The organism is Serratia myotis, from assembly GCF_027474885.1.
In the GTDB taxonomy this organism is placed as follows: Bacteria; Pseudomonadota; Gammaproteobacteria; order Enterobacterales; family Enterobacteriaceae; genus Serratia; species Serratia proteamaculans.
Genome location: NZ_CP099707.1, coordinates 574,424 through 601,225, shown reverse-complemented (window position 1 = coordinate 601,225; position 26,802 = coordinate 574,424). Strand labels below are relative to the sequence as shown.

Below are 26,802 nucleotides of genomic sequence, written 5' to 3'. Positions count from 1 at the left end.
GCCCCTTACTCTTTACGGAATAGCGCGTGGACATTGTTTTGCTTGTAGTTCAGCACCGGATCCAGCTCTTCCATGGCGAACGACAGCGCCAGAAAGCGGTTAGCCATCAGCTCGGCGAAGTGCTCGGTGATCAGCGTGAACAGCATCGCCCCCACCTGTTCACGGCTTTCCAGGCTGCGGCCGTGGCCAATCTTCAGCGTCATATGCACGAAAGCATAATCCCGCCGGCCGTCGGCCATCTGCCAGGTATCCAGCCAGATAGCACGGCTGCGCACCCCGGCCAGTGGGAAAATCCCGGTGTCCGCCAGCGCCTGATTGACCTTGGCGAACAGCGCGGGTAAATCCGCCTCACGGCGGATGTTGTCGGTACATTCAGCGTAAAAATGGGGCATGGCGGCTCCTCAGGCTTCGGCCGGCAGCGGGAACACGGCGTTAACCTGCCCGGTGCCGGAACTGGCGAACAGCGGGGTAATGAACTCCACCTTGCCGTCATATTTGTCCCACCCCAGCAGGCCGAGCAGCATCACGGTGTCATGCATGTTGCCTTCGCCGTAACAGTAGTCGGCGTACTCCGGCAGCATTTCGCAAAACTCGCGGAAGCGCCCTTCCTCCCACAGCTTGACCACCCGTTCGTCCATCTGCTGGTCAAACTGGCGGGTATAGCTGTTCATGCCTTCTTCGGCACGCTGGTCGTCGATAAAGCGATGTGAAAGCGAACCGCTGGCCAATACCGCCACCGTGCCGTCGTATTTCTCAATCGCGGTTTTGATCGCTTCACCCAGCCGACGGCTGTCGGCAAAGTCATGTACGGTGCAAAACGCCGAAATCGAAATCACCTTGAAATGTTTGTCGCTGTTCATGTAGCGCATCGGCACCAGCGTGCCGTATTCCAGCTTCAGACTTGGGATCTCATGCGCCTTGGCACGCACCCCGAGTTTGCAGGCTTCCGCGGCGATCAACTGCCCCAGCGCCGGGTTGCCTTCGTATTCGTAGGTCATGTCGCGGATGAAGTGCGGCAGTTCATTACTGGTATACAGCCCTTCGAAATGCGGGCTGCAGTTGATGTGATAGGCACTGTTCACCAGCCAGTGGGTGTCGAATACGATAATGGTGTCGACGCCCATTTCGCGGCAGCGCGCGCTGATCTCTTTATGACCGTCGATCGCCGACTGACGGCAACCGTGGTTTTTTCCTGGCATTTCCGACAGATACATCGATGGAACATGCGTAATCTTGGCGGCCAAAGCTAACTTACCCATACAACCTCACATGAAACAAAAAATGATTCCGTGAAACAGTGCCGGGGCAGACTTAAACGCCCCAGCGTGGGATCGGGTGATCACCCATGGAAATACACACGTTCTTCATCTCGGCAAACACTTCGAAGCTGTATTCCCCGCCTTCACGGCCGGTACCGGAGGATTTCACGCCGCCAAACGGCTGGCGCAGATCGCGTACGTTTTGGGTGTTAACGAAAACCATGCCCGCTTCAATATTGCGGGCCAGACGCAGCACCTTGCTCACATCCTGCGTCCAGATATACGACGCCAGGCCGTATTCCACGTCGTTGGCCATGCGCAGGCCGTCTTCTTCTGATTTGAACGGCAGCAGGCAGGCCACCGGCCCGAAAATCTCCTCCTGCGCGATACGCATCCGGTTGTCGACATCCGCCAGCACCGTTGGGCGCAGGAAGTTGCCGTGGCTCAGACCGGCCGGTTTATCCGGGCCGCCGGCCAGCAGAGTTGCCCCTTCCTCGATGCCAAGGCGGATATAGCCGGAAACTTTTTCCCAGTGCTGCGGGCTGATCAACGCTCCGACCTGGGTATTGGGATCTTGCGGATCCCCCACTCGCAGGCGGTTGGCGCGCTCGGCGAAGCGTTTGACGAATTCCGGGTAGATGCTCTCCTGAATAAAGATGCGAGAACCGGCGGTGCAGCGTTCACCGTTGATCGAGAAAATGGTGAACAGCGCGGCGTCCAGCGCACGTTCAATGTCGGCATCCTCAAAAATCAGCACCGGCGATTTACCGCCCAGCTCCATGGAAAACTTCTTCAGCCCGGCGCTTTCAATAATCCGGCGACCGGTGGCGGTGCCGCCGGTAAAGGACACGGCGCGCACGTCTTTATGGCGCACCAGCGCATCCCCGGCGGTAGAGCCGTAACCCTGCACCACGTTGAGCACCCCGGTCGGAATACCGGCTTCCAGCGCCAGTTCGCCCAGACGATCGGCGGTCAGCGGTGACAGCTCGGACATTTTCAGCACCGCGGTGTTGCCCAATGCCAGGCAGGGCGCGGTTTTCCAGGTGGCGGTCATGAAAGGCACGTTCCACGGCGACACCAGCGCACAGACCCCGACCGGCTGGATCAGCGTGTAGTTGAGCATCTTGTCGTCCACCGGGTAGGTGCGGCCGTTCATCTGCTGGCAGATCTCGGCGAAGAACTCAAAGTTGTGCGAGGCGCGTGGGATCAGCACGTTTTTGGTTTGGTGGATCGGCAGACCGGTGTCGGCCGTTTCCATCTCGGCGATCTGCGGTACGTTCTCGTCGATCAGTTCACCCAGGCGACGCATCAGGCGCGCACGCTCTTTCATTGGCGTATTGGCCCATTTCGGGAAGGCGGCCTTGGCGGCGGCCACCGCCTGGTCGATCTCCAGCTGTCCGCCGGACGCCACTTCCGCCAGCACCTCGCCGTTGGCCGGGTTGGTGGTAGTGAAGTACTCTTTGCTGGCTACGTTTTTACCGTTAATCCAATGGTTGATGGTTTTCATCGCAGGCTTTCCTCGTAATCTTTTTCACTGATGATGTGGTTAACCAGACGGCCGATGCCCTCGATCTCCACCACCACTTCGTCACCCGGCTGCACGTCTGCCAAGCCTTTCGGGGTACCGGTGGCGATCATGTCACCCGGTTGCAGCGTCATAAATTCGCTCAGGTAGCTGATCAAATAGGGGATATCAAAAATCATGTCGCCAGTGCTGCCGCGCTGACGCAGTTCACCGTTGACGTAAGTGCTGAGTGCCAAACGGTGCGGGTCGGCAATATCATCGCGATCGACAATGTACGGGCCGATTGGCGTCAGGGTGTCGCGGCTTTTCACCCGCAGATTCGGGCGATAGTAATTTTCCAGATAGTCGCGGATGGCGTAGTCGTTACACAGGGTGTAACCCGCCACATAGTCCATGGCGTTTTCGCGGCTGACATTGCGCGCGGTTTTGCCGATCACCGCCACCAGCTCGGCTTCGTAGTGCATATACTCAACGTCGGCAGGGCGTACCGACACCTGGCGATGCCCGGTCAGGGTGTTCGGTGCCTTCAGGAACACCAGCGGTTCTTCCGGTGCCTTGAATTCCAGCTCGCTGGCGTGGTCGGCATAATTCAGGCCCAGGGCAAACACCGTGCCTTGCGCCGGTGGCAACCACTCGACGTCCAACTCATCGACAACGCTGCCGTCCGGCAGAGTGACACGCAGTTGATCGTCGACGTTGACGTTAACAATTTGGCCATGATGGCGAATACGGGCGTGTTTCATGATGCTTCTCCTGCCTGCGTCACGCGGTTGGTCAGGGTCGGCAGACCGGCGGCACGCACCGTCACTTCGTCCCCGGGTTTAATCTCCACCCGCTGGTGCGGCGTGCCGATCAGCACCGCGTCACCCGGCTGCAGGGTAATAAAGTCGCTGATGGCGGCGATCAGTTCCGGCACCGAACGCAGCAGATCGGCCGTTGACCAGCGATCTTGTTCCACGCCATTGATTTCGGTGATGATTTCCAGTTTTCCAGTGGTCGCCAACTGGCCGAGATCCCCCAGCGGACAGAAACCGTCGCGGCATTTCGCTTTGATCGCCGGGCGGTAAAAGCTGCTTTCCGGCAGGCTGATGTCATTGGCCAGCGCATAACCGGCCAGATAGTCGGCCACCCGTTCGGCCGGCACCTTGCGCGCGGTATTACCAATCACCACCGCCAGCGTCGCGCCGCTCTGCACTTGCTCACCGGCAGGAAACGGGATCGCCCCGCCGTTGGCGAGGTAGGTATTACGCGGTTTGATAAACCACACCGGGGTCTTGGGTGGGGTTTTATAAGGTGGCTGATGGAACGCCTGATCCCAGGCATCCATCTGGCTGCGGTGATTCAACGCGACGGAAAATACAGTGCCTTTCATGCAAACTCCTTTCAATGACAGAACATGACAACCGGCATTCATTAATATGTTAATGATTACTTTTATACGCTGTTCAGCTTTTACGCAACGCGGGTGGGTTGATTTGTGATCGTGATAACAAAATATTCACAAGTCGCGAACATTAGCGTGATTATTCAACGTATTAATCAATTTCAGGCGATTTTTCCACCCGTAGCTACATTTTCGCTTTATCCGTCGGGGTAAACTTGGCTACTATTAAGTTATTAATAAATTCAGGCCGTCCATTGCATCCCTGCGTTCGGCACCGGAATAACGAACACCTTGATAGCTAAGGCCAAATCTATGCATGAATCTTTAACCATTGCCCTGCTGCAGGCGCGTGAAACCGCCATGGGGTTTTTCCGCCCGTTTCTGAAAAGTCATAACCTGACGGAACAGCAATGGCGCATCATTCGCGTACTGGCCAACAGCCGTTCAATTGAGTTCCACGAATTGGCGGCGGAAACCTGCATTCTGCGCCCCAGCCTGACCGGCATTTTGTCGCGCATGGAGCGCGATAAACTGATCTTCCGCCTGAAGCCGGTTAACGATCAGCGCAAGCTGTACGTTTCGCTGACCCAGCAAGGCCAGGAGCTGTATGAAGTGGCACGCCATCAGGTGGAGCAGGGCTACGGTGAGATTGAAGCCGCGTTTTCGCAGCAGAAGATGGAACAACTGATGACGCTGCTGGACGAACTGATCCGGCTTGGCGACAAACTGCCCGCCAACGTGACCGCCCATCCTGCAAAGAAATGATCCTTCCGATTATCATCCTCTAATTAATTGGCGTTGCGGCCAGGCGGCCAGGGCGTGAGTCCCCAGTCACTTACTTAAGTAAGTGACTGGGGTGAGCGCATGCAGCCAACAACGCTGCAACGTCAAGAAAGAAGAGGATGAGCCTCGGGGAGTAACGCGCCGCCGTCCACCACCAGCGTTTGGCCGGTGATATAGGCCGCCGCCGGTGAGGCGAGAAACACCATCGCCGCCGCAATGTCTTCCGGCTCTCCCAGCCGCCCGAGCGGTACCGCTGCGGCAATCGCCTGATTGACCGCAGCGCCCCCCAGATTGGCCATCGCCGGTGTGCGGATCATCCCCGGCTCCACGCCGTTGACCCGTATCCCCGCCCCCGCCAACTCCAGCGCCGCCGCGCGAATAAAACCGTTCACCCCGGCTTTCGAGGCGGCATAGTGTGCCAGCCCCGGATAAGCCACCCGCGGCCCGGTGACCGACGAGGTCACCAGAATACTGCCACCGCCCTGACGCTGCATCCACGGCAACGCCGCCTGAGCCAGAAAAAACGGAGCCATCAAATTGACGCTCAGCGTGCGTTGCAACAGCACCGCGTCAATCTCGGCGAAGGGAGTTAGCGGGAAGTAGGCCGCGTTGTGGACGACCACGTCCAGCCGCTGATACCGCTGGCCTACCTCTGCCACCCGTTCGGCAATCTGCCCCGGATCGGCCAGATCACAGGCCATTGCCTGCACCCGCCAACCTTGTTGTTGCAGTATTTCCGCCTCATCCTGCGCCTTCTGCAGTTGCAGATCCGCCAGTACCACCGTGGCCCCCAGCCGGGCAAAGGCGCTGACAATCGCCAGCCCAATACCCTGCGCTCCGCCGGTCACCAGCACCACCTGGCCGCTAAAGGCATCGGCCGCATAAGGTGTCTTCATCGGCCTATCCCCGTGGATGACGCGTGGTATTCAGCACCTGGGCGTGGGCACCCACGGCAAAATTGCTCAGCGCATTGAAGTCACTGCCCTGATAACCGAGGATCTTGCCGTCGGTGCGCATGCCCTGCAGATCGATCATCACCACGCCCAGCGTCGGCACAATCTTCTCACGCCAGACGAACAGGTAGAGCTGTTCGGCCACCTTCACGTAGTGGCAGCGATCGACATCCGCCAGCCCTTTCTCCACCCCGTCCAGGCACTGCCAGGCATAGAAATTGTCGTTCAGGTAAATGTGCTCATAGCGTTCGGTCGGGCTGTAGGTATACATATTGCGCATGCCGATTAACTCATCGGTGAACTGTGGCGGCGCAACGGTGGCATCATCCAGCGTGCCAAAGTGGAACTCCGCCTTGACCGCCGTCAGCGGCAACCCCTGCTCAACCCGGCTGAAGGCATCCAGTCGTGTCTGCTGCTCATCCGGCAACTGGCCGTAGACTGCGGTGAAATTGCCCTGATTGCGATCGCACACCAGCGTAATACTGGCGTTGTCCTGCGCAGGATCGAGAAAATCGATAAACAGAATGCCGGGGCGAATGCTGGTGGCACGATAAGCAATGCCCCGGTACTCACCCCAGCTCAGCGTCTGCTGATCGACGAAATGACAGCTCAGCGTTTCCCCGTCGGCAAAGCGCAATGCCAGCGTAGTGCCGCTAAGGCCGTGCTGTGGTTCCAGCGTATTGCTGTGCGGGGCAAAGCCTTCCGCCAGCGCGCCCACCTGAATAAATACCGCTTCTGAACTCATTTGATGCTCCTTAAAGGGAAGTGAAAGCCAATGTCGGCACGTCGACGATGGTTGAACCGCCGTCGGCCACCAGCGCCGCGCCGGTAATGATCGATGCCTCTGCCGAACAGAGAAAACGGCAGATGCCGGCGATTTCTTCAGCGCTGGCCGGACGACGCAACGGCACGTCGCGGCAGACCATCTGATAAGCCTGCGCCAGCGAAATCTGATGGGCGTCCATCAGCAACTGCATCTCTTCATCCGCCATCGGCGTGGTGACCCAGCCAGGGCACACCGCGTTGGCGCGCACCCCCTGCGGACCGTAATCACGAGCGATGGAACGCATCAGCCCGATCAACGCATGCTTGGCGGTGACGTAACCGCAAACTTCCGGCCCGGCGGCCAACGAGGCGATAGAAGCGACAAACAGCAGGTTACCGCCGGTTTTCATCAGCTCCGGCAAACAGGCGCGAGCACTGGCAAATGCGCTGTTGAGATTGCTGTCCATCGCCTGCTGCCATTGTTGGTCGGTCATGTCGGTAATGCGTTTGAATCCCATACCGCCGGCGCTACCGATCAGGCAGTCGATACGCCCGGCCTGTTGCAAAATGGCCGGCATCAGCAGGGTTTGCCAACATTCACCACTGGCGGCGTCGCCGACCAACGCCTGCGCGCCGATCTCATCCGCCAGTGCGGTCAGTGGTTCAGGACGACGACCGATGATAAATACCCGATCGCCCTGGGCCGCCAGTAACCGGGCACAGGCGGCGCCCACGCCGGTGCCACCGCCGGTAATCACTACCACTCTATTCATCGATTCTCTCCATCAATTGGCCGATCATCAGCAGGCTGCTGAGCAGCAATCGCCGTTGCTCCGGCTCCAACCGCAGATAGCGACGACCGGCAGGCAAACGGCTGACCACTTCCGAAGCGGCAAAATGTTCGATCTCCAGTCGCCAGTGTCCGGCAACCAGCGTCAGTTGAATGCGGCGGAAATCCAGCTGTGCCAGCGTTTGGCCAACTTGTGGATAGCGCTGAAAGGCAGCAATCACCCGCTGCGCCGCTGCGTCATTGCGGGCGGCGCGATACACCACCCCATTGCGCCGCAGCCATCCCCCGGCGGTGATGCACAGCGTCAGCGGCTCTTTCAGCGTGCAGTTCCCCTGCAGTTGAAAGCGGTGGCTGACGATATGTGCCATAAACAACGCACTGGCCTGTTCACTGATGTCGATCACCGGCCCTTGCGCTAACGTCAGCCGCAGCAGGCACGGCGCCAGACGCTCGCAGGCGTAGGGTTGCAGGTTGTTCGCCAGGCGGCTGAGGGTGACGCCCGGCTGATAACCCGCCGGTGCGCGCTGCCAGAAACGGTTAAGTGAGGGAAGTAAGCCGATCAAACTGCGCCTCCTCGCCTTCTGCTTTGGCAAAGGCGGTTTCCAGCACCTGCTCGACCGGCACCGGTTTGAACGGGTTGACCTTCTGCACGCACAGGGTCCAGAACAGCGCGTAAGCTGCTGTCAGGCCAATCATGATGCTGAAAGGGATATACACCGCGCGCGGGTTCATGCCCGGCGGAGTGATATAGATAATCGCCAGCACGATGCCAACGCTGGAGACGATTTGCGGCAGCGGGAACCACGGCGACTTGTAAGCACGCGGCAGATCCGGGCGGCGAACACGCAGGATCACCACCGAGCAGGTCACCAGCAGGTAGGCAACGCCCCAGGCGCACACCGCCGCCAGCACCAGCGGAATGATGCGGTCGAGATTGCCCTGGATGGCAAACGCGTGCACACAGGGGATCAGTACCGCCACCAAAATCCCCACCACCGGAGTTTTAAAACGCGGGTGCAGGTAAGCGAAGATGCGTGGCAGCGCGCCGTCCAGCGCCATGCCATAAAGAATACGTGGCACCGCGGCCATCAGCGTGTTGATGGTCGCCGCCCCGGCCAACAGCAGGCCAATGCCCAACCAATATTTGCCGAACTCGCCCATCACCTGGCCGGCAAAGGCCGGAATGGCCATCGGCGTGTCCAGCAGATGAACGCCGTTGGCGGCATCCACCAGCACGTTTTCCACCTGGTGGCTGAGCGCCGCGCCGTATAAGGCCATGCACATCGCCACGCCGCACAGCCCCAGCGACATGGCACGCGGAATGACGCTGGCGGAGCGTTTGATCTCCGGCGCCATCGGCGTGACCAGTTCGCAGCCGACGAACATGAACATCGCCATGCCGATCAGGCTGAACACCGCGAACGGATCGTTCAGGCTCAGAGTGCGACCGAACCAGCCTTCCAGCGGCACGGCATGCGGTGAAAGCAACCCGGCAATGCCAAAGATCACCAACGTGCTCCACATGGCGAAGGTCAGCACAATTTCCGCTTTACCGAACGCCTCAATGCCAAAAGCGTTGAGTATGCCGAACACGATCACCAGCCCAACCCCGACCATCCAGGAGGCATTGTGGGTTTCCATCAGGGTGTTGAGGTGCTCGAAATTCACCAGCGCCATGATGCCGGAGAGTATGGTTTCGGCGGTACCGGCAAAGATATGCACAATCAGGTAGGCCGACAGCGCGCCGGTAATGGCAAAAAAGCGCCCCATGCCGCAGGCGATGTAGTCATAGACCGAGCCTGAGGTCGGCAGGATCGCCGCCGCTTCCGAGAAGGTCGTGAGCTGCGCCTGCATCATGATAAAGGCGATCAGCATCGCCAGCGCGAAGGTGTCGCCGCCGATGCCAAAACCGCTGGTGACGGTGAGGATCACCGGGCTGGCCATAATCACCCCGACCGAGCTGGCCAGCGTGGTGGGGAATCCGACCTTGCCCCGCTCAAGATGGGCGTGAAGCCGCGACGACAGGTTCATGGTTATTTCCTCTTATAGTTTTATCGTTTTGCCCTGATGTTGCATTTGCAGGTTTGGCGTCGCCAGTGGCGGCAATATCACTATAGAGAGGAAAAGAAAATGCTGACTATCGTCCTTAAGAACGAGAAGATTTGATCGCAAAGCTGCTATTTAGCCCTAGATACCCGGGCCTAGCGCACCGAGGGGCACTCCGGCGGCTGCGCCGCTACGACCCCTTCGGCACGCTCTCCCTAATAACTGGCTTTTTAAGGAATCTAAGGCCGAGCCATAGCTTTTTCGTCTTACCTTTTTAGTCCGGTCAGCCGTTATGGTTTTAGCCGGGGTGAAAGGATTTCCAGAGAGGATCAAGCGCTGCGGTGTTTGTCTATCGTTCTTAAGAACGAGCTGTCGAAGACGGCCCTGCGGGGTTACAAAAGGGCGATTCGTGGCGGGGACGTCACTCTAAATAGGAAATCGCTGTAAATTCAGCGGGAAGGACATACCACATTCGTTAATATATTAATGAAATATTGACACCAAAAGACCGCTGGAGCCATCAACAACCGATCGCCGCCTTGTTATTTATGTATTTTATTGCAATCCGGCTCACGTTGTTAATATGTTTTAATTGTGTTGCAAAATTGCTACCGCTATGCTTGTATCGTTCATATATTGACCGCAATAGTTCTCCAGACAGAATGATAAGGGGAGGAAATGAATCATGCACACCACTGCACCATCCGATGCCTTTATCACGAGCTGTCTGAACACCATTGCTCATCTTATCCCGGTGTCCGCCGGGGTATTTTATTTGGTTAATCCGGATCTGCGGCCAGACCATTATATTTTGCATGGCATTTCCGATAACACCCATCAGCAGTATTTGAATCATTTCCAGCAGATTGATCCGCTTAAACCGGCCAACTTCCACCAGCAGGATATTAATATGGTCGGCATGAGCCCGGCGGCGATCGCCAATAACCGGCATTATTATCATGACTTTATGCTGCCCAATCACATGCGCGATATGACGGAGATATTTATCCGCCAGCGTAAACGCATTGTCGCCGGAGTGTCATTGATTCGCGATACGCCGTTTACCGAGCTGGAGCGCGGTCGCCTGCGGGCGGTGATGCCGCTGATCGAGCTGGCGACCCGCGATCTGCTACCTGGTGGTGAAGCCCAATTGCTGACCGCCAAGGAGCAAGAGATCGTTAATATGGTGCGCGAAGGGGCCAGTAATAAACGCATCGCGCTGAAGTTGGGTATTTCCCTTTCGACGGTGAAAACCCACATGCGCAATATATTTGCCAAAACCGAAGTCGTAAATCGCACCGAATTGGTCGCCAACAGCTTTATTGCACACGGATGATAAATTAAGCCATAGCAATGGCTTATGACCGATAAATTAAACGCGTTAATTATTCGTCATCAATGGCGCGGTTTCCGCCTGCCTAAAACATGGCATCGCGGGTATATCTGACTCAGGCTTACCCTGTGGAGATCATTATTATGTCCAGTGATTCTGTTTCTGTGCCCACCGTCGGGACGGCGCTTCCCTGCCCGCCACGGCTGTTGACCGCCATTATTCTCTTTGCCGCCATTGCGCCGGGCATCCTGATGACCGCACCGGCCATAGCCGCGCAGTTGGCCAGCCAATGGCTGCTGACTCCGGCGCAAATCGGCCATCTGTTTTCTACCGAGCTGGGGGCAATGAGCCTGGCCACGCTGCCCGCCTGGTGGTGGATTAGCCGCGTTAACTGGCGCCGGGTGGCAGCACTGGCAGCGGCCGTGTTTATCGCCGGTAACCTGGCCTCGGCGTGGGTCAGCGATTTCAGCCTGCTGCTGTGGCTGCGTTTTGTCGCCTCGCTGGCGGGCGGCACCTTGATGATCCTGTGTATCACCTGCGCGGCGGGCACCGCCAACCCCAGCCGGGTTTACGCCCTGTGGGTACTGGGCCAACTGGTGTTGGGCGCGGTCGGGCTGCTGGTGCTGCCGCCGCTGTTCGCCCATTTTGGGTTGATGGCGGTCTATCTGATCCTGGCGGCTATCATGCTGTGCTGCCTGCCGCTGATCGGCGCCTTCCCCAGCGGGTTTCACCCGGTGCAATCCGCCGCTCATTCCGCCACCGCCCCCCGGCTGCGCAAAATCATCGCCGTATTGGCGGTACTGACCTTTTACATCAGCCTGAGCGCAGTCTGGACCTTTATCGGCAGCATCGCCGCCGCGGCCGGTCTTTCACCGGTACACAGCGGTCAGGTACTGGCCACCGCCACGCTGTTCGGCATCGTCGGTGCCGGCGCTGCCGCTTTGATCAGTGCCGGTCGTGGCGGCAACCGGCTGATTTGGCTGGGTTACGGTTTGCTGCTCGCCGGTATCGCGCTGCTGATCCGCGAGCCCCTGTTGCTGCGTTTCGCGCTGGCGGCGGTGTTATTCAAATTTACCTGGACCTTTGTGCTGCCGTTTATTTTGGCCCGCGTCGCCGGGCTGGATAACAACGGCAAGCTGATGAACAACATCAATCTGGTGATTGGCGGCGGTATGGCGATTGGCCCGACGCTGGCCGGCTACCTGATTGAATCTTCAGGCGGTTTTGACGCGCTGCTGGTTGGCGCATTGGGCTGCTCACTGCTGTCGTTACTGTTGATTTTGTTGGCTTCACCGCGCGCTCGCCGCGCCGTTTAACAGGAGTAAAAAGGTGAAAAGAAAAACCGGTTTCTTGTTTGATGAACGCTGTTTCTGGCACAGCACCGGCCTGCACGCCACCACGCTGCCGGTTGGCGGCTGGGTGCAACCGCCTTCGGGGGCCGGCCATGCGGAGTCGCCGGAAACCAAACGGCGGATGAAGAACCTGATGGATGTGTCCGGCCTGTCGCGTCAGCTCACACTGCTGAGCGCCGAACTGGCGACGGATGAAGACCTGCTGCGCATTCACCCGGCCGATTATTTACAACGTTTCAAACAGCTGAGCGACAACGGTGGCGGCATGCTGGGGGAAGAAGCTCCGCTGGGACCGGGCAGCTATGAGATTGCCAAACTGTCCGCCGGGTTAGCCTGCGCGGCGGTCGAGGCCGTGCTGCTGGGTGAGCTGGATAACGCCTATGCGCTGTCACGCCCGCCGGGTCACCACTGCCTGCCGGACCAGTCGATGGGCTTTTGTTTTTTGGCCAATATCCCGATCGCCATCGAGCGCGCTAAACAAAAATACGGTTTGGGCAAGGTGGCGATACTCGACTGGGACGTGCATCACGGCAATGGTACCCAGCATATCTACTGGCAGCGTGACGACGTGTTGACGCTGTCGTTGCATCAGGACGGCTGCTTCCCCGTCGGGTACTCCGGTGAACAAGACTGCGGGGCCGGGCCGGGCGAAGGCTATAACATCAATATTCCGCTGCTGGCCGGGGCCGGTGACGACGGCTATCTGTATGCCATGCAGCAAATCGTCATTCCGGCACTGGAGCAATTCCAGCCGGAGTTGATCATTGTCGCCTGCGGCTACGACGCCAACGCCCTGGATCCGCTGGCACGCATGCAGTTGCACAGCGACAGTTTCCGCAACATGACGGCTTTGCTGCAGGACGCAGCCGATCGTCTGTGTGGAGGAAAATTGGTGATGGTGCATGAGGGCGGTTATGCCGAATCCTACGTGCCGTTCTGCGGCCTGGCGGTGATGGAACAACTCAGTGGCATCCGCACCGAAGTCCAGGATCCGCTGCTGGAATTCATCCAGCAGCAGCAACCGCGCGAAGCCTTCAACCAGTTCCAACGCCAGGCCATCGATAGGCTGGCGCAGCAGTTCATTCGCTAATCACTCCGGGGCGCAGCACTCAGCGCCCCTGACCATTCCCCGCTTTACCACTACGCTGAATAAGACCTCCGTAATCCCTACCGATGAGAAAAATAATATGTCTGAACAGAAGATTAGCTTTATCAAAGGCAGTCAGGGCGACATTGCGGTCCACGATTGGGGCCATGAGCGGCCACGCTTTCTGGCGCTGCTGGTGCACGGTTATGGCGAGCATCTCGGTCGCTATCAGTACGTGGCGCGAACGTTAGAAGCACAGGGCGCACGGGTGTTCGGCCCTGACCATCTCGGCCATGGGTTGTCACAGGGTGAACGCGTATTGATTGAGGATTATGATGCCGTGGTCGACGACATTCACTGCGTAGTCGAGCATTTTAAGGTATTACACCCTGGCATCCCGCTGGTGGTCATCGGCCATTCGATGGGCGGCATGATCGCCACCCGTTACGTTCAGCGTTATGGCGATGACGTGCGCGCGCTGGTGCTCTCCGGCCCGTTGATCGGCGAAAGAACCCAGATCTCCGATCTGCTTGGCCTGCCGAAGATCTCTGATGAGCCGCTCGATACCGCCACTCTGTCGCGCGATCCGGCAGTCGGCGTGGCTTATCAGGCCGATCCGCTGGTGTGGCATGGGCCCTTCAAACGCCCGACGTTGCACGCCATGCAGCAGATGCTGGCCAAAATCAACGACGGGCCGGGCTTCGGCGCACTGCCCACGCTGTGGATACACGGTGACGACGACCGGCTGGTGCTGATGGCACAATCGCAAACCACCATTAACCTGCTGAAGGGCAGTGATTTTGAGGTCATGATTAACCCCGGCGGACGGCATGAAAGTTTTAACGAAACCAACAAGGATCAGATATTGCGGCGGATCGGCGACTTTATTAAGCGGGTGCTGGGATAGCGGATTGCCCCTCTCCCGCTGGAGAGGGGCTGGCGCCGAGATCAACCTTCGACAATCGCCAGATAGTGTTTCACAAAGCGATCGGAGGTGATCTCCCAGCGCACCGGCGTGCCTTTCTCGACAAACCACGAATCCCCGGCCTGATACTGTACGGATTGACCGGTGTTCTCATCGGTCAGCGTTGCCGTGCCTTCCCACACCGTGGCGTGTTCAGCAAACGGATACTCCATCACAAAGGTGCCACGGGTACAGCTAAAGATGCCGCAGCTCAGATTGTCGGTCGGCTCACCGAAAATGCCCGCCACGCCGACGGTTGGCTCACCGGCGATCACTCTGGCGCCCAGATTACTGACGCTGCCAATCTCCAGCAGTTCAGGCAGCGGTTGTTTAAGCAGTAATGGTTTCATTTTTCTCTCCTGTGATAAGAATTAACGGCGGCCTTTCCAGTAGCCGGATGTCTGGTGCCACACCTTGCCGGCGGTGGTCATCACCCGCCGCAGTTTGTCCTTGCCGAAGATATTGACGTGCGGGATCGAACTCATCAGGCTGTAACGATCGGATCCTTCACTCATGCCCTCCGCCAGCACCTTGCAAACGATATGGCTCGGCGTTACGCCAAAGCCGGAATAGCCCTGCACGTAGAACACGTTATCGTGCTGCGGCAAGGTACCAATCTGCGGGAACAGGTTGGCGCTGCAGCACAGCGGCCCGCCCCAGGCCAGGTCGATCTTGACGTTATGCAGGTACGGAAACACCTTCAACATCAGATGACGGTTCCAGGCTTTGAGATCTGCCGGAATGTATTCGATCAAGCGAGTGGCGCTGCCGAACAGCAGGCGGTTTTCGTTGGTCACCCGGTAATAGTCGATCACCGGGCGGATGTCGCTGTAGGCACCGCGGATCGGGCTGATCTGGCGGATCAGTTCGTCAGACAGCGGTTCGGTCGCCAGCTGGAAAGCGTAGGTATTGATGGTTTTGTTGTAGATGAACGGCTCCATGCCGTTGAGAAAACCGTTGCACGCCCACAGCATTTTGTTGGCACGTACCGACCCCATGGCAGTACGCACCTTTATGCGCGGGCCATACTCCACGTCGAGCACGCTGCTGTTTTCGAAGATCTTCACGCCGTAGCCGCTCAACGCCTGGGCCTCGCCCAGCAACAGGTTGAGCGAATGCACGTGGCCGCCGCCCATGTGTTTCAATGCACAGGTGTAGGCGTCCGATCCCACCACCTGCTTCACCTCGGATCCGGTATAGAGTTCGATCTCTTCGTCCGGCGAGACCGCCTTGAACTCCTTCAGCCAGCTGCGCAGGGTTTTCTCCTGCCGCGCGTTGCTGCCCAGGTAGCCATAGCCAAAGCAGAAATCGGCATCAATTTGGTATTTTTTGATGCGCTCGCGAATAATCCCGGCGCCGAGATTACTGATTTTAAAGATGGTTTCCAGCCCGGCCGGGCCAACGTGGCGTTTGATCTTTTCCAAATCGTGGCCGATACCGGCCATCACCTGCCCGCCGTTACGCCCGGTACCGCCGTAACCCAAATGACGGCCTTCCAGAATGGCGATATTGGTGATGCCCTGCTCCGCCAGCTCCAGCGCGGTATTGATGCCGGAGAAGCCGCCGCCGATGATCACCACGTCAACATCCAGATCCTCTTCCAGCGTCGGGAAGCGCAGATCGTACTTTTTGGTTGCCGCGTAATAGGTTAAGGATTCGATATTATTATTCACTGCCGCACTCCCGATGACCCTGGCTCTGTCAGCGGATTATCGGCAAGCGGCCCGACGGCCACCATGTCCCCTTAGGGACATTCGCAACAAATAATTAACACTCAGGCGCTGCGACGCAGCGGCGTGGCCAGCAGCAGGCTGAACAATTCGGCCTGTGAGCCGATATCCAGCTTGCTGTAGATGTTTTTGCGGTGGTTTTTCACCGTACCCAGGCTGATAAACAGCCGGTCGGCGATCTGTTGCGAACCGCAGCCATCGAGGATCAGATCCACAATCTCTCGCTCCCGAGGAGTCAGCAAATAACGCGCCTGCACGGCACTGTCCGTTACCCGGTCTGGCGTGGCGGGCGCAACCCTCACTTCGCCATGCAGGCGAGCGACGCTTTTCAGCAGCGTCAGCGCGTCTCGCAGGTCTGCCAGCTGTGGGGAACGCACCCCCACCGACTGGCGCGCCGAGCCAAAAAACACCCCCAACCCGCGTTCCGGCGTCAGCGGCAGCAGCACGCCGGCTTCGTCATGCCAGCCGGTCATGCGATAAAAATTACGATAATACTCAGTGTGATAAAAGCCGCTGGGGGCCAGTTGACGCAGGGTCAAGACCTCGCTACCCCCACCGCCGTTCAGCGCCTGATAAAACGGATCCTGCAGATAAGCGCCCTGCTGGTAGAGCTGATTTACCGCGTCACTGTTTTCTTTCTCGGTTTTGATCAGGCAGCGTGGTGGCTGACCACGGTCGAAGGCATAAACAATGGCGTTATCAAAGGCGAAGTAACCTTCCAGCCAGGCCAGCAGGCTGGGATAGAAACGCGGGGTCGCCACTGTGTCGATCACCGCTGATAATCTTTCGACCTGAATATTCATCTCCGCCTCGCCATCATTAATAAATTAACAATCACCTTATTCCGGCTGTGCCGTGGCCTGCTTGTTATAGAAAACACTCAATAGCGCCAAATGCAACAGCACAATTGTTTACATGTTAAACAAATCACACCTTCGCCCGATTATCGCCGTCAGGCTCAGAGATGCTGGGTTAATATATTAACGGATGCTTTTAAGGCAGCGAAAAGCAGTGGTTCAGCCGCAGAGGCTGGCTTATGCTGTGGTTTTCGCGCGCCAAGGAGAGACCATGACCCCCAGCCTGACGATCGCCAACCGCCATACCTGGTTCGGCCACGGCAGTATCAGCCAACTGATCCCGCTACTGACCGCCGAACCACAGCCGACGCTGTTGTTTAGCTGCCGCTCATTCCTCAATGGTGCGGTATATTCCTCTCTGGCCGACGCGCTGACACCGCTGCTGATCGGCACGGAGATCGTCAGCCACGAGGCTTCGCCGCAGGAGATCGACGCCTGGGTGGCACGCTGGCGCGGTAAAGCCCAGCGGGTGGTGGCCATCGGCGGTGGCAGCGTGCTGGATGCCGCCAAAGCGTTTGCCGCCTTGGTGGAGCATCCGCTGCCGACCCTGCGCTATATGGAAAAGGTCGGTGATACGAAAATCAGCGGTGCCACCCTGCCGCTGATCGCCATTCCGACCACCGCCGGTACCGGCAGCGAAGTGACCCAGAACGCGGTGATCACCGACACCCACTTCAGTAAGGTGAAAGCCTCGCTGCGCCATAACAACTTTGTGCCGCATACCGCCATTCTGGATCCTCAACTGCTGGAAGGCGCGCCGGACAAGGTACTGGCCTATTGTGCCATCGATGCCTTTACCCATTTGTTCGAAGCCTACTTGTCCAAAACCGCCAACGCCATGACCCGCGAGATGTCGCTGACCGGTATCCGCCACTTCCTGCTCGCCTGGCCGACGCTCAACCGCAGCGCCCAGGCCCGCGAGAATATTATGCAGGCCTCGTACCTTGGCGGGCTGACGCTAAGCGCTGCTGGACTGGGGGTGATCCACGGCATTGCCGGTGAGATTGGCGCATTGCGTGACTATCACCACGGCCAGGTTTGCGGCCGCCTGCTGTTGCCGTTCCTCGAAATGCTGGCACAAAGCGAACAACCGCAGCAACGGGCGCTGATGGCCGAACTCGCCGCGCGTCTGTTCCCCGAGCAACAGGACAGCCCGGAGCGCTATCTGATCGACTTCATTACCCGCAACGCCATCGCCAGCTTCTGGCAGGACGACCTGCCGATTTCTGCCGACGAACTGGCGGTGACGCTGGCAAAATCCAACAGCAAGAACTCATTGATCGACTACAGCACGCCGAAGCGGCAGCTAATGATCGAAGGCGCTTTCCGCGTCGAATGATTATATAATTAGATCAACGTAATAGCGGGAGATGGGAAATGGGTATCGTCAGTTGGATTTTTACCGGCATCGCCATTGGTATCCTGGTCGGCGTGCTGATCAAGATTTTTGGCAAGAAAAAAGACCAGTAAACATCACGCTGTTCCATGAGTCGTCAGCAGGCATTCGTGGAACAGCTTCACCACCCGCTGTGGGCTGGGTGAGCGCCGCAGTACGCTGGAATACTCGCAGTGATAGCGGAACAGCGCCGGCTTGATCGCCCGCATCATATTCTGTGCGACAAAAAACGCCGCATAGTGGTCGGGAAGAAAACCCACGTACTTGCCGGAGAGGATTAAGGTGGCGATAGACTCCTGAGCAAAACCCGTCGCCTTGCGCTGCAAATGCTGCTGTAAACTCAGCTCCATATTCGGCGAGTGATAGCCTAATCCAGCAAAAGCATAATTGTGCAGGAGATCCCAATTCAGCTCGTCGTGATTAGCGGAAAATAATTCATGTTGCGCGCCGCAATATAAGAACATCCTCTCATTAAATAATGAACTATAAGATAAACTTTCCGCACTGCGGTGCATGGGAATAATGCCAATCTGAAATTGGCCGTCAATAACGCCACGTTCAATGGTATTTATTGGCTCCACATACATTTGCAAAGACACCTCCGGTGCCTGCTCACTAAATAAAGCAATCGCCCGGCCGATGTGTGCCTGTGGGTTGCTGACGGTATGGTCAAATATCGCCACGTGCAGTTGCCCGCCCAGGCGCTGGTGCACGTCATCTACTCCACGGCGAAATGCCTCGGTGGCCGCCAGCAGCTTGGTGGTTTCCTGGTAAATCAACAGCCCTTCGTCAGTGACCGCAAACCCCTCACGCCCGCGGTGGCAAAGCGTCAGCCCCAAGCGTTGCTCCAGATCCTTGATATGTTTGCTGATGGTCGACAGGCTGATATTCAGCTCCAGCTCGGCCGCGCTCATGCCGCCGCAGTCGACCACCGCCTTAAATACCCGCAACAATCGCAGGTCCATATCCGACAACTGTCCCAAAATTGCGCGCTTTTTTACTTGCATAAAACCTTAAGTAAGTTTCGATATTTGATTATTCACATTAGTGAAGAAGCGGCACATAGTCAATTTCAGGCAACAATTCATTAACACGCTTATTTATACCCTATAGCTTTTAAGTTACGGCTAGGCGACCAGCTCGCTCATCCCCAGGCGCTTACTCAAGTAAGTAACTGGGGTGAGCGAGTGCAGATAACAACGCTGTAACTTAAAAGATGACGGGTATATTTAATTAACCGTACCTATTCTCCCCCCCGGAGGGAAAAATGGCTGAATTAAATCACCCTAAAAATAAACCCGAACGTGAATGGTTAGAAGCCCATTGGATGCCGTTTACCGGTAATCGTAATTTTAAAGCCAACCCGAGAATGATAAGCCACGCTGAAGGCGTTTATTATACCAGCCAGGATGGACGCAAAATTTTTGACGGTTTATCCGGGTTATGGTGCTGCGGCTTGGGCCATGGCCGCACGGAAATAGCGGAAGCGGCTTATCGGCAACTTTCTCAATTGGATTATTCCCCGGCGTTTCAGTTTGGCCATGCATTGTCTTTTGAGCTGGCGAATAAAATTAAGGCCATGACCCCGGCCGGGTTGGACTATGTATTTTTCACCGGCTCCGGCTCCGAAGCAGCGGACACCTCATTAAAAATGGCGCGTGCCTACTGGCGAGCCAAAGGCCAGGCGGGCAAAACCTGCTTTATCGGGCGCGAAAAGGGCTACCACGGGGTTAACTTTGGCGGCATTGCAGTGGGTGGCATCGCCGGAAACCGGAAAGCCTTTGGCACCAGTGCCGAAGCTGACCATCTGCCCCATACCCTGCTGGCGGGTAACGCCTTTTCACGCGGTATGCCGGAACAGGGTGCGGAACTGGCGGAGGAGCTGAACCGGATCATCACCCTGCGTGATGCCTCGACCATTGCCGCCGTGATTATCGAACCCTTCTCCGGTTCCGCCGGAGTGATCGTACCGCCGGTCGGCTATCTGCAACGCATCCGCGAGATCTGCACTCAACACAATATCCTGCTGATTTTTGATGAAGTGATCACCGCCTTCGGCCGCTGCGGTGCCCTGACCGGTGCCGAAGCCTTCGGCGTCACGCCCGACATCATGAATATCGCAAAACAGGTGACCAATGGCGCACAACCCATGGGTGCGGTGGTGGTGCGGCCAGAGATTTACCAGGCCTTTATGGCCACCGATGAACCGGATTATTTGCTCGAATTCCCGCACGGCTACACCTATTCCGCCCACCCGGTCAGTTGTGCGGTCGGGCTGGCAACGCTGGATATCATTGAGCGCGAGCAGATGATCGAACGGGTGCAGGCACTGGCCCCCTATTTCGAGCAGGCGGTGCACGGTTTGCAGGGCTGCCGTCACGTGACCGACATTCGCAACTTTGGTCTGGCGGCCGGTATCACGCTGGCGGCGCGACCGGGGGAAGCGGCGCGCAGGCCGTATGAAGTGGCGATGCGCTGCTGGGAAAAAGGATTTTATGTCCGCTACGGCGGCGACACCCTGCAACTGGCACCACCGTTTATCAGCAGCGAGGCGCAGATCGATTCGTTGATCAACGCCCTGGGCGACGCCATCAACGCAACCGAATAACAGGAGCGAATACCATGCCCATTGCACATTGGATCAACGGTCAGTCCGCCACCGGCGGCAGCCGCAGCCAGCCGGTATTCGATCCGGCGACCGGGTTGTCACAACAGGAAGTGTTGCTGGCCGACCCTGCCACGGTAGCAAGCGCCATCGACGCTGCCGAGCAGGCCTATCCGGCCTGGCGCGATACCCCGCCGCTGAAGCGGGCCAGGATCATGATTCGTCTTAAAGCCCTGCTGGAGCAGCACGCTGATCACATCTGTCAGTTGATTACCGCCGAGCACGGCAAGGTCCTCAGCGATGCCATGGGCGAATTGCAGCGCGGTATCGAAAATATTGAGTACGCCAGCTATGCGCCGGAACTGCTGAAAGGCGAACACAGCAAGGACGCCGGACCGGGTATCGACAGCTGGAGTGAGTTCCAGCCGCTAGGGGTGGTGGCCGGTATCACGCCGTTTAACTTCCCGGCGATGGTGCCGTTGTGGATGTGGCCGATGGCGGTCGTTTGCGGCAATACCTTTGTGCTGAAACCCTCCGAACGCGTCCCCTCCTCAACCCTGTATATTGCCCAGTTGGCGTCAGAGGCCGGGCTGCCGGCCGGGGTGCTGAACCTGGTTAACGGTGACCGCGAGACGGTGGAAACCCTGTTGCACGATCCACGCGTTAAAGCCGTGAGCTTTGTCGGCTCAACGCCGGTGGCAGAGCATATCTATCACACCGGCTGCGGCCAGAACAAACGGGTGCAGGCCTTGGGCGGGGCAAAAAACCACGCGGTGGTGCTGCCGGACGCCGACATCGCCGGTAGCGTCAGCGCGCTGATGGGGCCGCCTTCGGTTCCTGCGGGCAGCGCTGTATGGCAATCCCGCTGGTGGTGGCCGTGGGCGATGACACTGCCGACGCGCTGATCGCCGGGCTGCGGCAGCAAATGGCCAACATGCGGGTGGGTGCCGGTAGCGACAACCGCAACGACATGGGGCCGCTGGTCACTCACGATCATTATCAGAAGGTGAAAGGCTATATCGATCAGGGCGTTGACGAAGGTGCCAGCCTGGTGGTCGACGGCCGAGAGTTGGCGGTACGGGATGACAACGGACAAATCAGCCAGGGGTACTTCCTCGGCCCGACGCTGTTTGACCACGTACAACCCGGCATGCGGATTTATCAGGAAGAGATCTTCGGCCCAGTGCTGGGCGTGGTGCGGGTCGCTTCGCTGAAGGAGGCGATGGCAATGATTGATGCCCATGAATACGGCAACGGCACCTGTCTGTTCACCCGCGACGGCGAGGCCGCACGCTACTTTTCCAGCCATATTCAGGTCGGCATGGTGGGGATTAACGTCGCCCTGCCGGTCCCGGTGGCCTACCACTCCTTTGGCGGCTGGAAACGCTCGCTGTTTGGCGACCTGCACGCCTACGGCCCGGATGCCGTCCGGTTTTACACCAAACGCAAAACCATCACCCAGCGCTGGCCCTCATCCAGCGATGCCCAATATGCCAGCTTCAGTTTCCCATCCGGGCAGGGTTAAGCCATGACAGAACATAAATTCAAAGGCAATCTCAGCGTCCTCGACGTGGTGATGATTACCGCCTCCGGCGTCACGCCAGCCAGTTCGATCTTCGTCATTGCCCCGCTGGCCATCGCCAGCGCCGGCAGTGGCGCCTTTATCTCGTTTCTGATCGCCGCCTTTATCGCCGCCACCATCGCTTTATGCTACGCCGAATTGGGGGCCGCGCACCCCAGCGCCGGGGGCGAATACAGCATCATCAAACGGCTGTTCGGCACCCTGTGCGGGTTGCAGACCTACCTGTTTATCCTCAGCGCCGCGCTGTTTGTGCCGGCAGTTTTAGCCACCGGTGCGGTGCCCTACTTAAATACTGCCCTGGGCACTCAGTTCGACGCCTCCACCGCCGGTATGGTCACCATTTTGATCGGCGGTGCCTGCGCTATCTTCAACATCAAGGCCAACGCGCTGTTGACCGGCACCTTCCTGGTGGTGGAGGTCGCGGTGTTGGGCCTCATCGCCTGGCTGGGGTTCAGCAACCCGCACCAGAGTGCGGAGATACTCACCTCACCGGTGATGCTCAACCCCGAAGGGCTGCTGGCCCCGGTCTCCGTCCCTTTGATTGTCGCCATGGTCGGCGTGGCGCTGTTTTCCTATAACGGCTATGGCGCGGCAGTGTATATGGCGGAAGACATGCGTGAGCAAGGTAAACCTATGGCCACTGCCATCATGCTGACGCTGGTGATTGTGGTGCTGGTCGAGCTGTTGCCCTTCACCGCGCTGCTGATCGGTGCGCCGTCTTTGGTTGAAATGGCCAAACAGGCCGACCCGGTCGGTTACGTGGTCAGCCAACTGGGCGGGCCGACGCTGGCACGGGTGGTCAGCGGTGCGATTTACCTGTCGGTATTCAACGCCATTATCGCCATCGTGGCGCAGTTCAGCCGGATGATGTTCTCCAGCGGACGTGACGGTTTCTGGCTGCCACAGGTGAACCGCGCGCTGAAAAAAATCCACCCGCGCTTCGGCACACCGTGGATCGCCACCCTGCTGTTCGGCATTCCTTCGGCGCTGCTGGCCTTCTGCTCCAACCTTGGCGACCTGACCTCCTTTACCGTGATCCTGCTGCTGCTGGTGTACATCATCATGGCCATCGCCGCGCTGATCAGTCGCCGCCGTGTGCACTTCCACCATCCGTATCTGATGCCGCTGTGGCCGTTGCCGGTGGCGATCGCACTGATCGGCTGTCTGTACGTGTTGTGGACAATTTTGATCGCCAGCAGCCTGAAAGACTTTATTATCATTGCCGGCATCTTCTGTTTTGGTCTGGTGCTGAGCTACCTGCGCAACCGGCAGGCCATCCCGCTCGTTGAACCCTCAATTGAAGGAGAATAACCATGTCGCAGCGCGCTCAGGATTTGGGCATTAAAATCGGCCACGGCATTGCCGGCCCGCTGAACGCCATCACCGACGTGCCCGGCGTCCGGGTGGGTCATGCCAGTATCCACACCGATCTGGCCGATGGCCGCAGCGTACGTACCGGCGTCACGGTGATCGAACCGCGTGCCGGTCAGGCCCGGCAGTCTCCCTGTTTTGCCGGGGTGCACGTGCTTAACGGCAACGGCGACGCCACCGGGTTGGAGTGGATCCGCGAAGCCGGCCTGCTCACCAGCCCCATTGCCTTTACCAACACCCACAGCGTCGGCGTGGTGCGCGACGCTTTGATCGCCCTGGAACGCGAAGCGCTGCCCGCCGACGATAAGACGCTGTACTGGAACATGCCGGTGGTGATGGAAACCTTCGACGGCCTGCTCAACGATATCAACGGCTTTCACGTCAAGCCAGAGCATGTACGACAGGCGTTGCAGGCGGCGCATAACGGCTTGCCACAGGAAGGCGCGGTCGGCGGGGGCAGCGGCATGATCTGCCATGAATTCAAGGGGGGCAGCGGCACCGCTTCCCGCCGCCTGCCAGCCGATCGCGGCGGTTGGACGGTCGGCGCCATCGTGCAGGCCAACCACGGCAAACGTGCCTCGCTGCTGGTCGGTGGCTACCCGGTGGGCCGTCATTTGGGGCATATTCATTCGCCATTCACCCCGCAACTGCCGCATCCGGGCATGGGGTCGATTGTCGTCACTCTGGCCACCGACGCGCCGCTATTGCCGCACCAATGCACCCGCCTGGCCCAGCGTGCCAGCATCGGTATCGCGCGCACCGGCGGCGGTACCGAGGATTCGAGCGGCGATATTTTTATCGCCTTCGCTACCGGCAACGACGGGCTGCCGCCTGCCGATTACGCCAACAAAGGGGCCTTCACCACCCCGTTGCAGATGGTGAATAACGACTACATCTCCGAGCTGTTTGCGGCGGCGGCCGAGGCGGTGGAAGAGGCGATTATCAATGCCCTGCTGGCGGCCAATACCGTTTCCGGCAACGGCCATCGGGCAGAAGGGTTAAGCGCGGATCAGTTGCTGACCGCGCTGGAACAAGCCGGCTGGCGAGCTTAAGGGTCGGGGCATCTCGCGCCCCGAGTTAATCAGGATTCGCCGCCCGGTTTGGGTGCCGGGTAATCGTAATCCAGCTTGATCGGTTCGGCATACACGCTGTCCCACAGCTGGCTGTAGAGCTTATCCACCCGCTGGCTCATCGCCGGGCTGTGCAGTACCAGTTCCAGATTGCGCGAGTTATCCAGATAACCGCCGGTCCAGTTGCTGGTGCCAATCCACGCCGTTTCGCCGTCGATGGTCATCATTTTGCTGTGGATCACCCGGGCGAACGGGATAAAACCGCTGCTGGCCGGAGGGACAGTGACGATTTTTATCTGCACGTTCGGCACCACCGCCAGGCTTTTCAGCCAGGCGATATCCGGCTTTTTGGTGTTCCAGTTGGCCACCATCAGCTCGATCTTCACGCCGCGTGCGGCGGCGCTGCGCAGGGCGTTGTCGATCACCGCGTAGTAAGGTCGGCTGTGTTCCGGGCCATAAGACAACGGCGCGTAGTCCATCACCTGCACCCGCACGCGTTGTTTGGCGGTTGCCAACAGGCGCGGCAACTCCACCTGCGAGTCAATCACCCCCGCCGGATTATAGGCGCGTGGACTGGCGACCAAATAATTACCCTGCGGCGTTTCGGCCTTTGGCTGGTAAGGCAGCTGCGGCACCGGCTTATCCGCCACCAGCAACGCCTGCGCTTGCCAGTCCTGCTCGAAGATCGCCTGGATCTGCCCGACCACCCCGGCATCGCTGATGCGCAGCCCGGTTTCATGGATATGCGCCAACGCACGCCAGTCAAAGTTCTGGCTGCCGACAAACGCCTGCTCACCGTCCACCAGCAGATATTTGGCATGCAAAATCCCGCCGCTCAGCCGCTGGTAAGGAATAATGCGCAGTTCCAGATTAGGGATCGCTTTTAGCTGTTCCAGCGTCTCAGGGGTAGAGATGCGGATGCCCTTCTCTTCCATCAGAAAACGGATTTTCACCCCGCGCTCGCCCGCCGCCTTCAGGTGTTGCAGCACGCCGTCCAGCAGCGAACCCTGTTGGTTCGCCACGTAGAACTGGCCCAGATCGATGCGGGTTTTCGCCGCATCAAACATTTGCTGCCACACTTCGGCGGTGTTGCGCAGGTCATCCGCCTGCAAAGCGGTTTCCACCGGCGCGGTATACACCAACTCATAGCCGGGAATATCAAAACGCGCCGCCGCACTCTGGCTCAACATCAACAGACAGCTACCCCATAACGCAGTGTAAAGGCGGCCCAGCGGCCGCCGTGGTTGACGGCCATTAGGCATAGCGCGGCGCCTCACTGTCAACCCATTGCTCGCGGTTGCCGTTTTCCGGACGGCTGGTTGGCGCACCGGCACGGATCAGCAGCACCTTCAGCAGTTCGTTAATCCGCTCCATGCGGCTTTGCAGATAGTTGTTGCCCACCAGACACAGCAACGCAATGGCGATACCCAGCCCGGTAGCGTACAACGCGGTACCCATGCCGGCAGAGACCAGGCTCGGCTCGGAGACCCCGGAAGCGGCCAGCGCCTTAAAGGTTTCGATAATCCCCATCACCGTACCCAGCAGCCCCAACAGCGGTGCAGCGGTAACGATGGTTTCCAGCAGCCACAGGCCACGCGCCATCAGCGGTTTGCTCAGCAGGTACTGGGCGTCGATCAGATCGCCGATCGCTTCGCGGTCACCGGCGCGGTGTTTTTGCTCCAATACCGGTGAGATCACCGCCAGCGGCAGGCTGTTGCGCTGGGTCAGCTCATCCGGCAGATCGGCGGTACGACGCACATCCAGCGTCAGCGCCTGCTCCAATTTGCGAGCCTGACGTTGGGTATAAGCGAAATACAGCGCGCGTTCGATAATAATCACCAGCGCTATCGCCAGCGCGGCGTACATCACGTAGAAAATAATGTCGTGCAACAGATTGGCATTCATCATTCAATCCTCCAACCCTGCGGCTTTCAGGCCGCAGGGTATAAA

General features: G+C 58.5%; 25 protein-coding genes and 1 pseudogene. 10 read left to right on the top strand and 16 right to left on the bottom strand.

Annotated features, from left to right (window positions below):
- Positions 1-5 precede the first annotated feature (5 nt).
- From NHG65_RS02725 to NHG65_RS02705, 5 genes are read right to left on the bottom strand one after another with little or no spacing between them, the layout of a single operon-like run.
- The gene (locus NHG65_RS02725) at positions 6-392 is read right to left on the bottom strand and encodes a 5-carboxymethyl-2-hydroxymuconate Delta-isomerase (RefSeq protein WP_129934160.1); all 387 of its coding nucleotides are present in this window, start codon (positions 390-392) and stop codon (positions 6-8) included.
- Positions 393-401: 9 nt separating this feature from the next.
- A complete protein-coding gene (gene hpaD / locus NHG65_RS02720; protein ID WP_099063179.1) occupies positions 402-1,259 on the bottom strand; it encodes a 3,4-dihydroxyphenylacetate 2,3-dioxygenase in 858 nt (285 codons plus the stop codon).
- Positions 1,260-1,311: 52 nt separating this feature from the next.
- Positions 1,312-2,766: a 5-carboxymethyl-2-hydroxymuconate semialdehyde dehydrogenase gene (hpaE, locus tag NHG65_RS02715; protein WP_207977939.1), complete on the bottom strand. Its 1,455-nt coding sequence runs from the start codon at positions 2,764-2,766 to the stop codon at positions 1,312-1,314.
- A complete protein-coding gene (locus NHG65_RS02710) occupies positions 2,763-3,527 on the bottom strand; it encodes a fumarylacetoacetate hydrolase family protein (RefSeq protein WP_099063181.1) in 765 nt (254 codons plus the stop codon). Before NHG65_RS02710 ends, hpaE begins: the two co-directional genes overlap by 4 nt.
- The gene (locus tag NHG65_RS02705) at positions 3,524-4,156 is read right to left on the bottom strand and encodes a fumarylacetoacetate hydrolase family protein (RefSeq protein WP_099063182.1); all 633 of its coding nucleotides are present in this window, start codon (positions 4,154-4,156) and stop codon (positions 3,524-3,526) included. Before NHG65_RS02705 ends, NHG65_RS02710 begins: the two co-directional genes overlap by 4 nt.
- Positions 4,157-4,480: 324 nt before the next feature.
- Between NHG65_RS02705 and hpaR the strand changes: the two genes are divergently transcribed.
- Entirely contained in the window at positions 4,481-4,933 is a 453-nt protein-coding gene (gene hpaR, locus NHG65_RS02700; protein ID WP_207977943.1) for a homoprotocatechuate degradation operon regulator HpaR, read from the top strand.
- A gap of 122 nt (positions 4,934-5,055) precedes the next feature.
- Here the strand turns inward: hpaR and NHG65_RS02695 are convergent, their stop codons facing one another.
- Genes NHG65_RS02695 through NHG65_RS02675 form a run of 5 tightly spaced genes read right to left on the bottom strand, consistent with a single transcriptional unit; the run spans position 5,056 to position 9,490 of the window.
- Positions 5,056-5,847, bottom strand: coding sequence for an SDR family oxidoreductase (locus NHG65_RS02695; protein WP_261427637.1), 792 nt, complete (start codon positions 5,845-5,847; stop codon positions 5,056-5,058).
- Positions 5,848-5,851: 4 nt separating this feature from the next.
- Complete coding sequence (locus NHG65_RS02690; protein WP_499182924.1) at positions 5,852-6,649, bottom strand: molybdenum cofactor biosynthesis F family protein; 798 nt, start codon at positions 6,647-6,649, stop codon at positions 5,852-5,854.
- Positions 6,650-6,659: 10 nt separating this feature from the next.
- A complete protein-coding gene (locus NHG65_RS02685) occupies positions 6,660-7,442 on the bottom strand; it encodes an SDR family NAD(P)-dependent oxidoreductase (protein ID WP_261427639.1) in 783 nt (260 codons plus the stop codon).
- On the bottom strand, positions 7,435-8,022 hold the full coding sequence (locus NHG65_RS02680) for a DUF3156 family protein (protein WP_261416094.1): 588 nt from the start codon (positions 8,020-8,022) through the stop codon (positions 7,435-7,437). The genes NHG65_RS02685 and NHG65_RS02680 overlap by 8 nt, the downstream gene beginning before the upstream one ends.
- The gene (locus NHG65_RS02675) at positions 7,997-9,490 is read right to left on the bottom strand and encodes an APC family permease (protein ID WP_499182923.1); all 1,494 of its coding nucleotides are present in this window, start codon (positions 9,488-9,490) and stop codon (positions 7,997-7,999) included. The genes NHG65_RS02680 and NHG65_RS02675 overlap by 26 nt, the downstream gene beginning before the upstream one ends.
- A gap of 700 nt (positions 9,491-10,190) precedes the next feature.
- Here NHG65_RS02675 and NHG65_RS02670 point away from each other — a divergent pair.
- From NHG65_RS02670 to NHG65_RS02655, 4 genes are all read left to right on the top strand, one after another.
- On the top strand, positions 10,191-10,841 hold the full coding sequence (locus NHG65_RS02670) for a helix-turn-helix transcriptional regulator (RefSeq protein ID WP_112349064.1): 651 nt from the start codon (positions 10,191-10,193) through the stop codon (positions 10,839-10,841).
- A gap of 140 nt (positions 10,842-10,981) precedes the next feature.
- Positions 10,982-12,154, top strand: coding sequence for an MFS transporter (locus tag NHG65_RS02665; RefSeq protein ID WP_499182922.1), 1,173 nt, complete (start codon positions 10,982-10,984; stop codon positions 12,152-12,154).
- Between the two features lie 13 nt (positions 12,155-12,167).
- Positions 12,168-13,280 (top strand): class II histone deacetylase, encoded by a 1,113-nt coding sequence (locus NHG65_RS02660; RefSeq protein ID WP_499182921.1) that lies wholly within the window; start codon positions 12,168-12,170, stop codon positions 13,278-13,280.
- 97 nt (positions 13,281-13,377) lie between these two features.
- Positions 13,378-14,184, top strand: coding sequence for an alpha/beta hydrolase (locus NHG65_RS02655; RefSeq protein ID WP_499182920.1), 807 nt, complete (start codon positions 13,378-13,380; stop codon positions 14,182-14,184).
- Positions 14,185-14,225: 41 nt separating this feature from the next.
- On the opposite strand, the gene NHG65_RS02650 is transcribed toward NHG65_RS02655, so the two are convergent.
- From NHG65_RS02650 to NHG65_RS02640, 3 genes are all read right to left on the bottom strand, one after another.
- Positions 14,226-14,591 carry a cupin domain-containing protein gene (locus tag NHG65_RS02650; RefSeq protein ID WP_099063191.1) on the bottom strand — a complete coding sequence of 122 codons (366 nt, stop codon included), beginning with the start codon at positions 14,589-14,591 and terminating at the stop codon, positions 14,226-14,228.
- A gap of 21 nt (positions 14,592-14,612) precedes the next feature.
- The gene (locus tag NHG65_RS02645) at positions 14,613-15,914 is read right to left on the bottom strand and encodes an NAD(P)/FAD-dependent oxidoreductase (protein ID WP_207977957.1); all 1,302 of its coding nucleotides are present in this window, start codon (positions 15,912-15,914) and stop codon (positions 14,613-14,615) included.
- A 101-nt stretch (positions 15,915-16,015) separates the two neighbouring features.
- Positions 16,016-16,774, bottom strand: a complete 759-nt coding sequence (locus NHG65_RS02640) for a helix-turn-helix transcriptional regulator (RefSeq protein WP_207977959.1) — start codon at positions 16,772-16,774, stop codon at positions 16,016-16,018.
- Between the two features lie 265 nt (positions 16,775-17,039).
- On the opposite strand from NHG65_RS02640, the gene NHG65_RS02635 reads away from it, so the two are divergent.
- A complete protein-coding gene (locus NHG65_RS02635) occupies positions 17,040-18,167 on the top strand; it encodes an iron-containing alcohol dehydrogenase (protein ID WP_207977961.1) in 1,128 nt (375 codons plus the stop codon).
- Positions 18,168-18,301: 134 nt separating this feature from the next.
- On the opposite strand, the gene NHG65_RS02630 is transcribed toward NHG65_RS02635, so the two are convergent.
- On the bottom strand, positions 18,302-19,231 hold the full coding sequence (locus tag NHG65_RS02630; protein WP_099063195.1) for a LysR family transcriptional regulator: 930 nt from the start codon (positions 19,229-19,231) through the stop codon (positions 18,302-18,304).
- Between the two features lie 260 nt (positions 19,232-19,491).
- Here NHG65_RS02630 and aptA point away from each other — a divergent pair, with 260 nt between their 5' ends.
- The 4 genes and pseudogenes from aptA to NHG65_RS02610 all read left to right on the top strand — a co-directional run bounded on the left by aptA (position 19,492) and on the right by NHG65_RS02610 (position 24,834).
- Positions 19,492-20,832, top strand: coding sequence for an omega-aminotransferase AptA (gene aptA, locus NHG65_RS02625; protein ID WP_207977964.1), 1,341 nt, complete (start codon positions 19,492-19,494; stop codon positions 20,830-20,832).
- 14 nt (positions 20,833-20,846) lie between these two features.
- Positions 20,847-22,354: pseudogene (locus NHG65_RS02620) on the top strand (CoA-acylating methylmalonate-semialdehyde dehydrogenase).
- A 3-nt stretch (positions 22,355-22,357) separates the two neighbouring features.
- Positions 22,358-23,722, top strand: a complete 1,365-nt coding sequence (locus NHG65_RS02615; RefSeq protein ID WP_219015351.1) for an APC family permease — start codon at positions 22,358-22,360, stop codon at positions 23,720-23,722.
- Positions 23,723-23,724: 2 nt separating this feature from the next.
- Complete coding sequence (locus NHG65_RS02610; RefSeq protein WP_499182919.1) at positions 23,725-24,834, top strand: DmpA family aminopeptidase; 1,110 nt, start codon at positions 23,725-23,727, stop codon at positions 24,832-24,834.
- 29 nt (positions 24,835-24,863) lie between these two features.
- Here NHG65_RS02610 and NHG65_RS02605 read toward each other — a convergent pair whose 3' ends face one another.
- Positions 24,864-26,114 carry a phospholipase D-like domain-containing protein gene (locus NHG65_RS02605; RefSeq protein WP_499182918.1) on the bottom strand — a complete coding sequence of 417 codons (1,251 nt, stop codon included), beginning with the start codon at positions 26,112-26,114 and terminating at the stop codon, positions 24,864-24,866.
- Positions 26,107-26,757 (bottom strand): MotA/TolQ/ExbB proton channel family protein, encoded by a 651-nt coding sequence (locus tag NHG65_RS02600; protein WP_112349051.1) that lies wholly within the window; start codon positions 26,755-26,757, stop codon positions 26,107-26,109. Before NHG65_RS02600 ends, NHG65_RS02605 begins: the two co-directional genes overlap by 8 nt.
- Positions 26,758-26,802: the final 45 nt, after the last annotated feature.